Below are 12925 nucleotides of genomic sequence, written 5' to 3'. Positions count from 1 at the left end.
GCGCTCAGCATGAAAAAAATTAAAACATCACCGCTTCTTCCGAAAGAGTTTGTCGTCGAGCAAATCAGCGCGAACGAAGCGAACATTATTGCCTATCCGTTTGAAACCGGTTTTGCGGTTTCACTCGCCCATCCGTTGCGCCGCTTTTTGCTCAGCAGCTCGGTGGGATATGCTCCGATCGGTATTAAAATCGAAGGTGCAAAGCATGAGTTTGACTCAGTGCGCGGTATGCTCGAAGACATTTCGGACTTCATTATCAATCTCAAAGGCGTCCGTTTCAAATTGAAAAACGGCCTGAAAGAAAAAGAGATCACGTATAGCTTCGCAGGCCCTTGCGAAATCTACGGAAGCGATTTGGATAATGACGATGTCGAAGTGGTAACGCAAAATGCATTTTTGGCAACGTTGAACGAAGATGCGAATCTAAACTTCACGGTCAAAATTCATCAGGGTATCGGATACGTTCCGAGTGAAGACGTACGCGACATGCTCTCTGAGGGGTACATCGCTCTTGATGCATTCTTCACTCCGGTTCGTCGTGCTACGTATGCGATCGAAAACGTATTGGTAGAAGACAATCCGAACTTTGAAAAAGTGATTATTAACATCGTCACTGACGGGCAAATTTCGCCGGTCGACGCGTTTAAAAACGCACTGGAAGTTATGTATGCTCAAATGGCTGTTTTTAACAGCGAAGTGAGCATCAAAACTCCTGCCGTGGCTGAGCGTGCCGATGAGCATCCTGAACTTAAACGTTTGGGCGCTCGTATCGAAGAACTTGGACTCAGTGCACGCAGTTTTAACTGCCTGGACCGTTCTAACATCAAATACATCGGCGAAATCGTCATGATGAGCCAAAATGATTTGAAAGAGGTTAAAAACCTCGGCAAAAAATCGTTCGAAGAGATTTTGGAAAAAATCAATGAGTACGGTTACACGGTTGGTCAAGAATTGAGCGATGACCTTGTCAGCGCGATCAAAAAGAAAATTGAAGCTGAATAAGCTTAGAAAACAAGAGGAAGTATCTTATGAGACATCGTCACGGATACCGCAAACTCGGTCGTACAAGTGCACATCGTGCCGCTTTGTTGAAAAACCTGAGCATTGCGTTGATTGAAAACGGTAAAATCGAAACCACTTTGGTCAAAGCCAAAGAACTCCGTTCTTTCGCGGAAAAATTGATTACGACTGCGCGTGCAGGTGATGCTAACGCGCACCGCGCGATTTTCGCGGTTCTCCAAAACAAAGAAGCGACTAAGGTTCTTATGAACGAAGTTGCTCCTAAATACACCGAGCGCAACGGCGGGTATACCCGTATCGTTAAAACTCGTATTCGCCGCGGTGATGCTACACCGATGGCATACATTGAACTCGTATAACGAGTTCAATACCCACCTGCTTAAATCGAGCTTCACTCTAAAATTATCTATGTGTCATTAGTCCTTGTTTAGCCCTTTTCCCCTATTATAGTAATGATTTTATTATTCCGTGTATCAAAGGCACATACATTATGATTCCATTTACTGATGAAGAATTAATACAGCCGGTTCGCCGCGTTATTGACAAAATTAGACCGTCTTTGGCGTTGGACGGCGGAGACATAGCATTTTTGACGGTTAAAAACGGAACGGTTTATGTACAGCTTCAAGGTGCGTGTATCGGATGTTCCAGCAGCGGCAATACACTCAAATACGGTGTAGAACGTCAGCTTAGAATGGATATCCATCCTGATTTGATGGTTATTAATGTGCCGCAAGGCATGGAAAATCAGATAGACGCATTATAATATGGCAGTCATTGCCGATATAGTATTAAATCAGGAGGGATTATTATGAAAACGATCCATTTATCCAAAACCCTCAAACAAGCAAACGAGCATTTTTTAGCCGGACAATACACAGAAGCATTAAGAGATTATTCCCTAGCGCTCAAAGACCACCCCGATTCCAAAGAGGCCTACAACGGAGCGATACTCTCAGACATGGCTATGAGCGGCGAAACCGGAGCCGAGGCGCTTTTCGATTATTACACTATTTTGCGCAGCGAAGATGCGGAACAGGCTGATGTGGTCATCTCCGAAATTCTTGAGACGATGGACGGAACGCTTGAGCAGCTGTCGGGACTTTTTGATGAAACGATCAAACAGCGGCTGGCATATGAAGACGGCATTATGTACAATGAGTTCAAAGAACTTGTCAAAGACGAGAGCGACTTTAACCGTATTTTCGAAAACATCATGTTCTCTACCCGTGTTATCATTACGGAAAAAGAAGATTTCGTTGATTTTCTCGATAACCTGATCGATCACGGCTACAAAGAGATGGCGCTCAGCTATTTGGAAAGCGCGCTTGGGGTCTATCCGAACGATCGCCAGTTACGGAATTTATTAAGACGACTCGCAAAAGGGAACAAGTTTGAAAATTGAAGTAAACGCTCCGACGTTTCGGTTTATTACAGAAAATTCGGGAGAGTGCGGCCCCGAATGTGCTTTTGTTTTGACGAAACAAAACGAAAAATACAAAGAAGACGCCCTGTCCCGGGGAGCTGCCGCTGTGCTGTCGCCGCAAGAGGCATGGGATCTTTTGAATCTGGGGCGGATCAAGGTAATCGGGATAACCGGGACAAACGGCAAGACAACGACCGCCAGCGCGATTTATTCGTTGTTTCTTGATTTGGGGCACAAAGCCGCAATGCAGGGAACCCGCGGTTTTTTCATGAACGATGCGCCGGTGGAAGGGAAGACACTGACGACGCCGACGGTACTCAATACTTACCGCCATATGCTCGAAGCCATCGAAGCGGAGTGTGAATACTTCGTGATGGAAGTAAGTTCCCATGCGATCGAGCAGGAGCGGATTGCCGGAATTGTATTCGATCTTAAAATATTGACCAACATAACGCAAGACCATTTGGATTATCACCAAAGTCTTGATGAATACATCCGGATCAAGAACCTCTTTTTTCAGGATGAGACGAAAAAATTGATCAATAAAGACGAGCCGCGGGCGCAGTTTACTATTAAAAACGCGTTTACCTACGGTGTGGAGAATCCCGCGACCTACAAAATCGTCGCATATTCGTTGAACAACGGCGTCAGCGGCGTGTTGAAACATTTTGAAGAACTTGTTCCTTTCGAGTCTTCTTTGCACGGCTTTTTCAACCTTTACAACGTAACGGCGGCGATGGCGGCGGTCCATCTGGTCAGTGACAAGACGCTCCCCGAAATCGCCGAAGCGCTGGAGAATTTCGGCGGCGTCAGCGGCCGGATGGAAGTGGTCAGTACCGATCCTCTGGTCATCGTCGATTTCGCCCATACCCCTGATGGGATGGAGCAGGTACTGGGGGCACTCAAAGAAAAAGAGGTTCTCGTCGTGTTCGGCGCGGGCGGTGACCGCGACCGGACGAAACGTCCGATGATGGGGCGTGTCGCATCATCGTATGCCAAAAAACTGTACGTTACCAGCGACAATCCCCGTTTTGAAGATCCCGATGCGATTATTGAGGATATTTTGGCGGGGATCGAGGATAAAAGCAACGTGTACGTCGATGTCAATCGCCGCAGTGCAATCGCACAGGCTCTTCGCGAGCGAAGCGGAGACGAAGTGGTATTGATTCTGGGTAAAGGGGATGAAACGGCACAGATCATTTACGACCAGCATCTGCCGTTCGATGACAGGGTTGTAGCCAGAGAGCTTTTGGCACAATTGTAACATTCCGCTAAAACGCCCCTTAAAAGGTGCAGTTGCGTAACAGAGCTTAATCTCTGGATGCTGAATTTGGCTATAATGCCGTTATTATTTTCCGGTGCGCAGCGGCACCGTATTACACAAGGAGGGTCCGATGGGTATCCCACAACCGGCTTTTTATATTTTTAAATGCGAGCAGTCTTCCCCTCCGGGCATGCCGAAACCAAGCTGCGTCAATCCGCAGACACAGGATATTTTTCAACATTTGGCGCAGACGTTGATGCAGCGCGGGCTCATTGCCACCGTTCAACCGATCCGAACCTCGTGCATGAACCGCTGTAATGTCGGTCCAGTAATGCTGGTCGAACCGGGGCACGTGATGTACGCGGGTCTTACAAAAGAGAAAATCAACGAGATTATCGATCGCCATATTATCGGCGGCGAAGTCGTACAGGAATACGTGATTCCGGCTGAATTGTGGGATGCTCCGGTCACTCCTGCCGACATGATGAAGCAGATGGGTCGATAGAACGATGTTGATCGAAATGCTTTACAGTAAAATCCACCGCGCGACGGTCACGGATGCCAATCTTAACTACGTCGGTTCGATCACGATCGACGAAGAGTTGCTCGAAGCTTCCAAAATGCGCGTCGGACAAAAGGTTGAAATCCTCAACATTAATAACGGCGAGCGCTTCTCGACCTACGTCATCCTCGGCGAACGCGGCAAACGCGATATTTGCCTCAACGGCGCAGCGGCACGCAAAGTCCACAAAGGGGACAAAATCATCATTGTTGCCTACGCGACCTACAACGATGCGGAACTCGAAAACTATAAACCGACCGTTGTCCTCGTCGATGACGAAAACGGCATTACCGACGTTATCGAGAAAATCTGATAGCGGGGGGAAACCCGCTTATGAAATAAACCGGACAAAAGCTCCGTCATGATACAATTTCGCTAAAAAAAGGGAAGGGCATCATGGAAGCGTTTGAAGCATATCTCTCCGCACATTTGCCCTCCGCCCCCAGTTTCCACCCCCATTACGAAGCGTCTCTGAATCAAATGCTCATCGGCGGGGGAAAACGGTTCCGTCCCGCATTGCTGTTGGGGGTAGTCCGTGCGTACAACCCGCTTCTGCTTGAAAGCGCCTTTCCGGTAGCACTCGGTGTCGAAATTCTTCACACCTATTCGTTGATCCATGACGATCTTCCCGCAATGGATAACGCCGATTTGCGACGGGGAATTCCGACGTTGCACAAGACGTATGATGAAGTGAGTGCGATCCTGGCAGGGGATGCGCTGAATACCTACGCGTTTGAAGTTCTCTCTAATGCTCCCCTCAGCGACAGAGTCATCGTCAAACTCGTCCGCGAACTTTCCGCCAACGGCGGATTGAACGGGATGGTGTTGGGGCAGGCGATCGACTGTCATTTCGAAAACACCCCGTTGAGTGTTGAGCAGGTACGGTTTCTTCACATTCATAAAACGGGAAAACTGATCGCCGCATCGTTGAAAATGGGCTCGATCATTATCGGTCGTGACGATTTGGCGGAAATGCTTTACGCATTCGGAATCGACCTTGGGCTGCTGTTCCAGATCCAGGACGACATTCTCGATGTGACGATGAGCAGCGAAGAAGCGGGAAAAACAACCAATAACGATACGGCTAAAAACAGTTTCGTGACGTTGCTCGGGTTTGAAGCAGCCATGCACGAAGCGGATGAGTTAGCCGGCAAACTGCTGCGGCAGATGGAAAGTTTTGATGAGAATTTGCGTCGCGAATTGTCACCAACACTGATCCATTACATTAATCGACATAAGGAATGAATATGAGCAATGCTATGCGCCAAAAGATGGCAGATACAATCCGCTTTTTAGCGGCCGATATGGTACAACAGGCTAATTCCGGCCACCCCGGCGCTCCGATGGGTCTTGCCGATATTGCGGTAGTTCTTTCCGAGCATCTTGTCCATAATCCGAAAAATCCGAAATGGCTGAACCGCGACCGTTTGGTATTTTCGGGCGGTCACGGCACCGGGCTTATCTATTCGCTCTATTACCTCTGGGGATACGGATTGGAAATGGAAGATCTTAAAAACTTCCGTCAGCTTGATTCGGCTACACCGGGCCACCCGGAATACGGGCATACGGCCGGAATCGAGATCACGACGGGCCCTCTTGGGCAGGGGATAGCCAATGCGGTCGGTTTTGCGATGGCCTCCAAATACGTCGGACACAAAGTCAATTCCGAAACGGCGGCATTGATCGATCACAACGTCTACTGCCTCTGCGGCGACGGCGATCTGGAAGAAGGGATCAGCTATGAAGCCTGCTCGGTTGCCGGGCATATGGGTTTGGACAATCTGGTACTTATTTACGATTCGAACCGCATTACGATTGAAGGCTCTACCGATCTGAGCATCAGTGAAAACATCCGCGGCCGGTTCGAATCACAAAACTGGGCAGTGCTTGAGATAGACGGTCACAATTTCAACGAGATCGACAGTGCGATCAGTCAAGCTAAAATGATGACGCGCCCGGTACTGATTATCGCCAATACGGTTATCGCCAAGGGTGGGGACAAGCTGGAAGGCTCCCACCATTCGCACGGTGCGCCGCTTGGACATGATGTCATCAAAGCCGCCAAAACCGCGGCGGGATTTGACCCGGAAGCAACATTCGCCGTCGATGCGGACGTACTGGAGCGTTTCCGTTGCGCGATTGAAAAAGGGGATTTGGCGGAACGCGAGTGGAATCACCGCCTGAAAGAACTCCCTCTTTCCGAACAGAACGAAGCGTACGAGCAGTTGATCAATCCCGATTTCAGCCGGATCGAATGGCCGACGTTTGCCAAAGCCGACGCGACTCGCAACACAAACGGAATCATCCTCAACGCAATCGCCAAAGCGATTCCCGGATTCCTGGGGGGATCGGCCGATCTTGGGCCGTCGAACAAAACCGAATTGGTCAACATGGGCGATTTTCCGAAAGGGAAAAATATCCATTTCGGTATCCGCGAGCATTCGATGGCATCGATTACGAACGCGATGGCGTTGTACGGGCCGATTATGCCTTTTAGCGCTACCTTTTTCGTGTTCAGCGATTACCTCAAGCCCTCAGCCCGCATCGCGGCGCTCAGCGGAATTCAGCACTTTTTCGTCTGGACGCACGACAGCATCGGTGTCGGCGAAGACGGCCCGACCCACCAGCCGATTGAGCATTTGAGCCAATTCAGAGCGTTGCCGAATTTCTACGTTTACCGTCCGGCCGACGGGGCCGAAAACGTCAAATGCTGGCAAAAGGCGCTTTCGATGAAAACGTCGCCTTCGGCATTCGTCTGCTCACGCCAAAACCTTCCGTTGCTTCCATCGGCCGTTTATGGCGATGTGGAAAATGGGGGATATCTATTGGCGGAACGCCAAAATGCGACGGTGACTTTGATGGCATCAGGTTCTGAAGTTGGTTTGGCGATTGAATCAGCCGAGCTTCTTTCATCACGCGGAATTGCAGCTAATGTTGTGAGTGTGCCGTGTTTTGATTTGCTGTTGGAACAGCCGCAAAGCTATATCGACACGATTATCAAACCGGGGACAAAACGTGTTGCGATTGAAGCGGCGCGCGGTTTGGAGTGGTACCGCTTTGCCGACACCGTTGTCGCTATGGATGGATTCGGTGCCAGTGCTCCGGCGGATAAATTGTTTGAGAAATTTGGATTCACTGCGGAAGCCGTTGCGGCAAAAATCTAATGCAAGATTCTCCTGAATATTTAGAGAAGAAGCGTTTTTTCGATTCGCTTATCACGCTGTACGGCCGTAACGTCGCCGTAGAAGTGCTGCGAGACGAAACGGTTCAAATCCATAAGCTGCACCTTTCCAAGAGCAACCGGGTCGACGAAACGATAAACGAAATTGTCGATTTGGCCGAAATGCGGGGCGTGGAGATCAAATACCACACCAAAGAAGCGTTGTCGCGCATCTCAAAAAACAGTGCGCAGGACCAGGGTGTCGCTATCGATGTCAAAGCACTCAATTACCGCAGCGCTTCGCAGATTGAAACCGATTTGCCGGGGGGCTTTCGCCTGCTGGCACTCGATGGGATCAACAATCCCCAAAATTTGGGGATGATTGTCCGATCCGCTGCCGCCAGCCGGATAGACGGGATTGTTCTTCCGAAGAAAAACTCGACCAAACTCTCCCCTTTGGTCATGAAAGCGAGTGCGGGGACGCTGTTTAAAATACCGATCTATTACTGCGATACCCTCAGCGAGATACTTTCGTTGAAAGAGACGGCGTTTATCACCCTCTCCTCCCATGCCAAAGACGATATCTATTCGCTGAAGATTCCTAAAAAGGCCGTTTTTGTTTTGGGGAACGAGTCTGAAGGGGTAAGCGACGCGGTGATGAAGGCATCGACGCACAGTGTCTCGATACCGATGTATCGGGGGGTCGAATCACTTAACGTTGCCGTAACGGCGGGGATCGTCAGTTTCCTGCCATAAGGTTGTAGGGTCGTTCTATCGCCGCGACCACTTCGCCGACACTCATGTGGCGGCTCTTGCGCAAAAATTCCCGTCCTTGAAAAAATACCAGTACCGTCGGGATCGTAAAAACGCTGAACTGCGAAGCGATCTCGGGTGTTTCGGAGATGTCGATACTGACGATGGCAAAAGCCGGAAATTCGTTCACAACGGCTTCGGTCAGTTTGGGTTTGAGGGCATGGCAGACGTTGCAGCCGGGTGCGCTGAAATAAAGCATCACAGCGTCGTTGTCATTTAATGTTTGGTTGATCGTATCTAGGGTTTGCATGAAGGGATTATAATGAAATTTTTCCGAGCTTATGTTGAAGTGACGAACGTATGCGGCCTGGCATGCAGCTTTTGTCCGCCCAGAGCGCAGCCGACGGTAACGATGCAACTTCCGTTTTTCAAGCATGTTTTGGAAGAGTTGAAACACTACACTGACGAAATAGCTTTGCACGTGATGGGCGACCCGATGGTTTTGTCCGATCTGGATAGATATTTGGACGAAGCGCATATGCAGGGATTTCGGGTCATGATTACGACGAGCGGATTTTATCTGGATTCGGATCGGCGGGATAGGCTGTTTCATCCGTCAATCCGGCAGGTCAACCTTTCATTAAACAGCTTTGATAAAAACAGCTCGTCTCGTTCTTTGGATGCGTATCTGAATCCTATTATAGAATTGTGCGATGAAAAAGTGAGCCGCCAAGGCGATTTTTTCATCAATCTGCGATTATGGAATCTGGACGATGTTCACAGCGCTTCGGAATTTAATGACAAACTGTTTCAGCGGCTCGAAAAGCATTTCGAACTGCCTGAGGGTTTCATTGTTTCCGAAAGTACGGGGGAGAGGCAGTCGATCCGTCTGGCCCCGAAAGTGCTGCTCCATTTCGACCGCTATTTCGAATGGCCGAGTCTTCACAATCTTGTTGCTGGAGACGGATATTGCCACGGACTGATCGGACAAATCGGGGTACTGGCGGACGGCAGGGTAGTACCGTGCTGTCTGGATGGGGAAGGGATTATTGAATTGGGTAACCTTCACACGACAAATTTGGATAAAATTCTGACATCGAAACGCGCCGTAGCCATTGCCGAAGGATTTTCCAAGAAAATAGCCGTCGAAGAGCTGTGCCAAAAGTGCACGTACAAACTACGATTTATTAAGGAGTAAACATGATTGAGAACTTGCTGGAATCGATCAACAATCGTGTCGCTCTCTATAACGAAGGAATTGACGAAAACGTACACATTTACGAAATCGCGATCCTTCTGAAAAACCTTCATGATGAAAATGAAGAGCTTTATACGAAGACACTTGAGACCCTTCCCAAAGAGATTTTAGCCGAAGTCCTTTTGGAAATGCCTCAGCAGCATATGGAAGAGGCATACGAACAGCTCGGAGCCGAGGGGTTGGCGGATCTTGCCTCCGAACTTGATACCGACGATGCCGCCGACCTTATTCAGCATATCGAAGAGGTCAACGTAGAACTCGCCGAAGAGGTCCTTTCCAAGCTTCCTGAAGAAGAACGGGCAACGATCGAAACGCTTATCTCGTACAGTGAGAATGAAGCGGGCGCGTACATGCAGACCGAATTGTTCGAAGCGCGCGCCGACGAAAGCGTAGGCGAATCGATCAAACGGCTGCGGGCAATGAAAGCCGAAGAACGGGTTGATAATGTTCATCAGGTGTTTATCGTTGACAAACACCGCCGTCTGATCGGGGCGATTTTGTTGGAGGATTTGATTCTTCATGAAGCCCATGAAATCTACCACGACATTCTTCATGACGGGCACAATACCGTTCACGTTCACGCGCATGACCCTATTTACGATGTCGTCGAAGTGTTTGCCAACTATAACCTCAATACCCTGGCGGTTGTGGATGAAAATCAGATTCTGCTGGGACGGATCACGGCGGATGATATTCATGACGTTATGGAAGAGAGAGCGACGGAACAGATCTACCATATGGCGGGGGTCAATGACGAAGCCGAACAGGATGAAGAATTCTGGAGTATCGGGAAGACCCGTGCGATCTGGCTTGCGATCAATCTGGTGACCGCAATAGCCGCTTCGATCGTTATCGGGATGTTCGACGCCACGATCGAAGCGATCGTGGCGTTGGCAATTTTAATGCCGATCGTCGCGTCGATGGGAGGGAATGCGGGGACGCAGACCCTGACCGTAACGGTGCGTAAAATCGCGCTCGGGGAGATCGAGGGCAAAGAAGCGTATTCAACGGTGAAACGGGAAGTTTTATTGGCTTTATTTAACGGTTTTATTTTTGCGTTGGTCATCGGTGCGGTCGCTTATCTGTGGTTTAAAATCCCCCTTCTTGGCTTAGTTATTGCGTTATCGATGATTATTAATCTTTTCTTTGCGGGATTTTTTGGTACACTAATCCCATTGGGTCTACGACGGGCCGGGATTGATCCGGCGATCGGATCAACCGTTATTCTTACAACTGTGACCGACGTTGTCGGTTTTTTGAGCTTTTTAGGGCTCGCAACCATCATCTTATTATAAGGATCGGAATTGGACAGGCGGATACGCTATTTTATCGAGGATTACTGGGATATTTTTATCGGTATCGTCTCGATAGCTCTTGCATTTATTTTTCATCTACAACATGACTCTTCTTTAGCGACTTTATTCGCGGCTATTGGAATCGCAGCGCTTTCGTTGAGTGTTGCCGAAGTGGCCGATATCCTTTCCGAACGTTTGCAGGAGCCTTATGGCAGTTTTGTCCTGACGTTCAGTGCCGTTGTCGTAGAGATCATTTTGCTGTATGTTATTTTGCTCGAAGTGAAGCATTCACCGGAAGTATTGGAGACGGTCAAGGGGGGGATCATTTCGGCGGTGATCGTCGATTTGAACGTGTTGCTCGGGTTGGCCGTCTTTTTGGGCGGTTTGGCGTTTACGCAGCAGCAGCATAACAAAGAGACCTCCAGCGCTTACAGTACCGTTTTGTTCGTCTCTTCATCGGCGTTGCTGGTTCCGGGGTTGTTAAGCCATACGGAACACGGTTCCGAAGCGCTCACTCATGTCAGCCATTTGATCGCGGGGATACTGCTCCTTTTTTACGCCCTTATTTTTATTTTTCAGACCCGAACCCATACCCATTTTTTCAAGGCGACGGCCCGGAGCCGATTCTTCCGCTTGAAACGCAAACTTCAAGAACATGAAGGCGAAATCGACGAGAGCGAGGCGAGTGACTACGTATTTGAACATCTGAGTACGCCGATCAACTTCATGGCTATCTTCTTTTTTATCGGCATTATCGCCTTCGGCGCGGAGATTTTTGCCGGAGACGGAGTCCAAATTGCGAGAGAATACGGCATATCGGCCGGTTTGGCCGGTCTGGTGATCGCCATTATCAGTGTCAGCCCCGAGATTTTCACTGCTGTTCGTGCGGCACGCAACGACCAGATTCAGCGGGTCGTCAATATCGCGATGGGGGCATCGACGGTCTCCATTATTCTGACAGTTCCGATTTTGATGCTGTTGGCGTATTTCAGCGGCATCAATCTGACGCTTGATTTTAACCCGCTGCAGATCGGAGCACTGCTGCTGACGATTTTACTGGTGTGGAAAACGACCGACGAAGGGGAGACGAACTACTTCGAAGGGGCATCGCACCTGATGTTCTTTATAAGCTACGCGATCATCGCGGCGTATTATTAAGCGATGGTTATTTTATTCGCCCCCAGTGAAGGAAAGCGCTGCGGCGGGGAGATGAGCCCGCTCGATCAAACAAGTCTTATTTTTCCTGAGCTCTATGCCCGGCGCCTTGAGGCGGTGATTCAGTACGAATTGCTGATACAAAACGGAACGGATGAGCAGCTTTCGGAATTGTTCGGCATCAAGGACCCAAAAGAGTTCAAACGGTACACGCTTCCGTTAGACAAAGCCCCGACGATGAAAGCGGTAGAGCGCTATGACGGCGTTGCGTACGATTATCTGAAGTATTGCTCTCTTTCCGGCACCGCTCAGAACTACATCGATGAAAACGTCATTCTCTTCTCAAACCTCTTCGGCCCCGTCCGTGCGGGAGACCCGCTTCCCGACTACAAGCTCAAACAAGGTTCATCCATCGGAACGTTTGCCCCGGAGAAACACTACAAAACGCTTTTTTCCGATGCGCTGGACACATGGATAGGGGACCGGGAGGTTCTTGATATCCGCGCGGGGTATTACGACAAATTCTACACGCCGAAAAATCGGCCCGTAACCCTCAAGTTTCTCAAAGAGGGAAAAATTGTCAGCCACTGGGCGAAAGCCTACCGGGGAATCGTTCTGCGCGAAGCGGCGATGAACAAGATCGGATCGATCGGCGAACTGCTGGCATTGAATATCGAGGGGCTGATAATCCATGAGATTATAGAGACCAAAAAGAAAAAAGAGGTTGTCTATACGATCGCCTAAACTTTTTTAGAAGTCTCTTGACATTTCGGAAAAGTATGTATATAATTTCAGCTCCATTTCGGACAGGCCGGCATAGCTCAGTTGGCTAGAGCAACTGATTTGTAATCAGTAGGCCCGGGGTTCAAATCCTCGTGCCGGCACCATTGAACGAAATCGGAAATGCATTATTAATTATCAGTGTTAGACCAGATTATGGCCGTGGTGAGATACTCAAGTGGCCAACGAGGGCAGACTGTAAATCTGCTGATTTTTATCTTCGAAGGTTCGAATCCTTCTCTCACCACCATC

General features: G+C 49.2%; 15 protein-coding genes and 2 tRNA genes. 16 read left to right on the top strand and 1 reads right to left on the bottom strand.

Annotated elements, in window-relative coordinates; genetic code table 11:
• Nucleotides 1–9: 9 nt before the first annotated feature.
• The 10 genes from JU82_RS01750 (at nucleotide 10) to JU82_RS01705 (ending at nucleotide 8188) form a co-directional block, all read left to right on the top strand.
• Nucleotides 10–1002 carry a DNA-directed RNA polymerase subunit alpha gene (locus JU82_RS01750; RefSeq protein ID WP_037945816.1) on the top strand — a complete coding sequence of 331 codons (993 nt, stop codon included), beginning with the start codon at nucleotides 10–12 and terminating at the stop codon, nucleotides 1000–1002.
• Between the two features lie 26 nt (nucleotides 1003–1028).
• Entirely contained in the window at nucleotides 1029–1379 is a 351-nt protein-coding gene (gene rplQ / locus JU82_RS01745; RefSeq protein ID WP_037945814.1) for a 50S ribosomal protein L17, read from the top strand.
• Between the two features lie 131 nt (nucleotides 1380–1510).
• Nucleotides 1511–1786 carry a NifU family protein gene (locus JU82_RS01740; RefSeq protein ID WP_037945812.1) on the top strand — a complete coding sequence of 92 codons (276 nt, stop codon included), beginning with the start codon at nucleotides 1511–1513 and terminating at the stop codon, nucleotides 1784–1786.
• Nucleotides 1787–1831: 45 nt separating this feature from the next.
• Nucleotides 1832–2425: a tetratricopeptide repeat protein gene (locus tag JU82_RS01735; protein ID WP_037945811.1), complete on the top strand. Its 594-nt coding sequence runs from the start codon at nucleotides 1832–1834 to the stop codon at nucleotides 2423–2425.
• Nucleotides 2415–3710 carry a UDP-N-acetylmuramoyl-L-alanyl-D-glutamate--2,6-diaminopimelate ligase gene (locus JU82_RS01730; protein WP_037945808.1) on the top strand — a complete coding sequence of 432 codons (1296 nt, stop codon included), beginning with the start codon at nucleotides 2415–2417 and terminating at the stop codon, nucleotides 3708–3710. The genes JU82_RS01735 and JU82_RS01730 overlap by 11 nt, the downstream gene beginning before the upstream one ends.
• Nucleotides 3711–3840: 130 nt before the next feature.
• A complete protein-coding gene (locus JU82_RS01725; RefSeq protein WP_037945806.1) occupies nucleotides 3841–4215 on the top strand; it encodes a (2Fe-2S) ferredoxin domain-containing protein in 375 nt (124 codons plus the stop codon).
• Nucleotides 4216–4219: 4 nt separating this feature from the next.
• Nucleotides 4220–4585 (top strand): aspartate 1-decarboxylase, encoded by a 366-nt coding sequence (panD, locus tag JU82_RS01720; RefSeq protein WP_037945804.1) that lies wholly within the window; start codon nucleotides 4220–4222, stop codon nucleotides 4583–4585.
• 83 nt (nucleotides 4586–4668) lie between these two features.
• Nucleotides 4669–5517 carry a polyprenyl synthetase family protein gene (locus tag JU82_RS01715; RefSeq protein ID WP_037945802.1) on the top strand — a complete coding sequence of 283 codons (849 nt, stop codon included), beginning with the start codon at nucleotides 4669–4671 and terminating at the stop codon, nucleotides 5515–5517.
• A 2-nt stretch (nucleotides 5518–5519) separates the two neighbouring features.
• Nucleotides 5520–7436 carry a transketolase gene (tkt, locus tag JU82_RS01710; RefSeq protein ID WP_037945800.1) on the top strand — a complete coding sequence of 639 codons (1917 nt, stop codon included), beginning with the start codon at nucleotides 5520–5522 and terminating at the stop codon, nucleotides 7434–7436.
• Entirely contained in the window at nucleotides 7436–8188 is a 753-nt protein-coding gene (locus tag JU82_RS01705; RefSeq protein ID WP_037945798.1) for an RNA methyltransferase, read from the top strand. The genes tkt and JU82_RS01705 overlap by 1 nt, the downstream gene beginning before the upstream one ends.
• Here JU82_RS01705 and JU82_RS01700 read toward each other — a convergent pair.
• A complete protein-coding gene (locus tag JU82_RS01700; protein ID WP_037945796.1) occupies nucleotides 8172–8495 on the bottom strand; it encodes a thioredoxin family protein in 324 nt (107 codons plus the stop codon). The genes JU82_RS01705 and JU82_RS01700 overlap by 17 nt on opposite strands.
• Before the next feature lie 12 nt (nucleotides 8496–8507).
• Here JU82_RS01700 and JU82_RS01695 point away from each other — a divergent pair, with 12 nt between their 5' ends.
• From JU82_RS01695 to JU82_RS01670, 6 genes are all read left to right on the top strand, one after another.
• Complete coding sequence (locus JU82_RS01695) at nucleotides 8508–9383, top strand: radical SAM protein (protein ID WP_037945793.1); 876 nt, start codon at nucleotides 8508–8510, stop codon at nucleotides 9381–9383.
• A gap of 2 nt (nucleotides 9384–9385) precedes the next feature.
• Nucleotides 9386–10738 (top strand): magnesium transporter, encoded by a 1353-nt coding sequence (mgtE, locus tag JU82_RS01690; RefSeq protein WP_037945792.1) that lies wholly within the window; start codon nucleotides 9386–9388, stop codon nucleotides 10736–10738.
• A 9-nt stretch (nucleotides 10739–10747) separates the two neighbouring features.
• A complete protein-coding gene (locus JU82_RS01685) occupies nucleotides 10748–11896 on the top strand; it encodes a calcium:proton antiporter (RefSeq protein ID WP_037945788.1) in 1149 nt (382 codons plus the stop codon).
• Nucleotides 11897–11899: 3 nt separating this feature from the next.
• A complete protein-coding gene (gene yaaA, locus JU82_RS01680) occupies nucleotides 11900–12637 on the top strand; it encodes a peroxide stress protein YaaA (RefSeq protein ID WP_037945786.1) in 738 nt (245 codons plus the stop codon).
• 66 nt (nucleotides 12638–12703) lie between these two features.
• A tRNA-Thr gene (locus JU82_RS01675) sits at nucleotides 12704–12780 on the top strand.
• 57 nt (nucleotides 12781–12837) lie between these two features.
• Nucleotides 12838–12923 (top strand) — tRNA-Tyr (locus tag JU82_RS01670).
• Nucleotides 12924–12925 lie beyond the last annotated feature (2 nt).

Source organism: Sulfuricurvum sp. MLSB, assembly GCF_000747095.1.
In the GTDB taxonomy this organism is placed as follows: Bacteria; Campylobacterota; Campylobacteria; order Campylobacterales; family Sulfurimonadaceae; genus Sulfuricurvum.
The sequence above is the reverse complement of the archived record's forward strand: the minus strand, read 5'-3'. Positions and strand labels throughout refer to the sequence as shown.

Coding starts and splice junctions, on each gene's coding strand:
- yaaA (WP_037945786.1), top strand. CDS start 11,900: ATGGTTATTTTATTCGCCCCCAGTGAAGGAAAGCGCTGCGGCGGGGAG.
- JU82_RS01700 (WP_037945796.1), bottom strand. CDS start 8,495: ATGCAAACCCTAGATACGATCAACCAAACATTAAATGACAACGACGCT.
- panD (WP_037945804.1), top strand. CDS start 4,220: ATGTTGATCGAAATGCTTTACAGTAAAATCCACCGCGCGACGGTCACG.
- JU82_RS01695 (WP_037945793.1), top strand. CDS start 8,508: ATGAAATTTTTCCGAGCTTATGTTGAAGTGACGAACGTATGCGGCCTG.
- JU82_RS01735 (WP_037945811.1), top strand. CDS start 1,832: ATGAAAACGATCCATTTATCCAAAACCCTCAAACAAGCAAACGAGCAT.
- JU82_RS01740 (WP_037945812.1), top strand. CDS start 1,511: ATGATTCCATTTACTGATGAAGAATTAATACAGCCGGTTCGCCGCGTT.
- JU82_RS01715 (WP_037945802.1), top strand. CDS start 4,669: ATGGAAGCGTTTGAAGCATATCTCTCCGCACATTTGCCCTCCGCCCCC.
- JU82_RS01750 (WP_037945816.1), top strand. CDS start 10: ATGAAAAAAATTAAAACATCACCGCTTCTTCCGAAAGAGTTTGTCGTC.
- mgtE (WP_037945792.1), top strand. CDS start 9,386: ATGATTGAGAACTTGCTGGAATCGATCAACAATCGTGTCGCTCTCTAT.
- JU82_RS01725 (WP_037945806.1), top strand. CDS start 3,841: ATGGGTATCCCACAACCGGCTTTTTATATTTTTAAATGCGAGCAGTCT.
- rplQ (WP_037945814.1), top strand. CDS start 1,029: ATGAGACATCGTCACGGATACCGCAAACTCGGTCGTACAAGTGCACAT.
- tkt (WP_037945800.1), top strand. CDS start 5,520: ATGAGCAATGCTATGCGCCAAAAGATGGCAGATACAATCCGCTTTTTA.
- JU82_RS01705 (WP_037945798.1), top strand. CDS start 7,436: ATGCAAGATTCTCCTGAATATTTAGAGAAGAAGCGTTTTTTCGATTCG.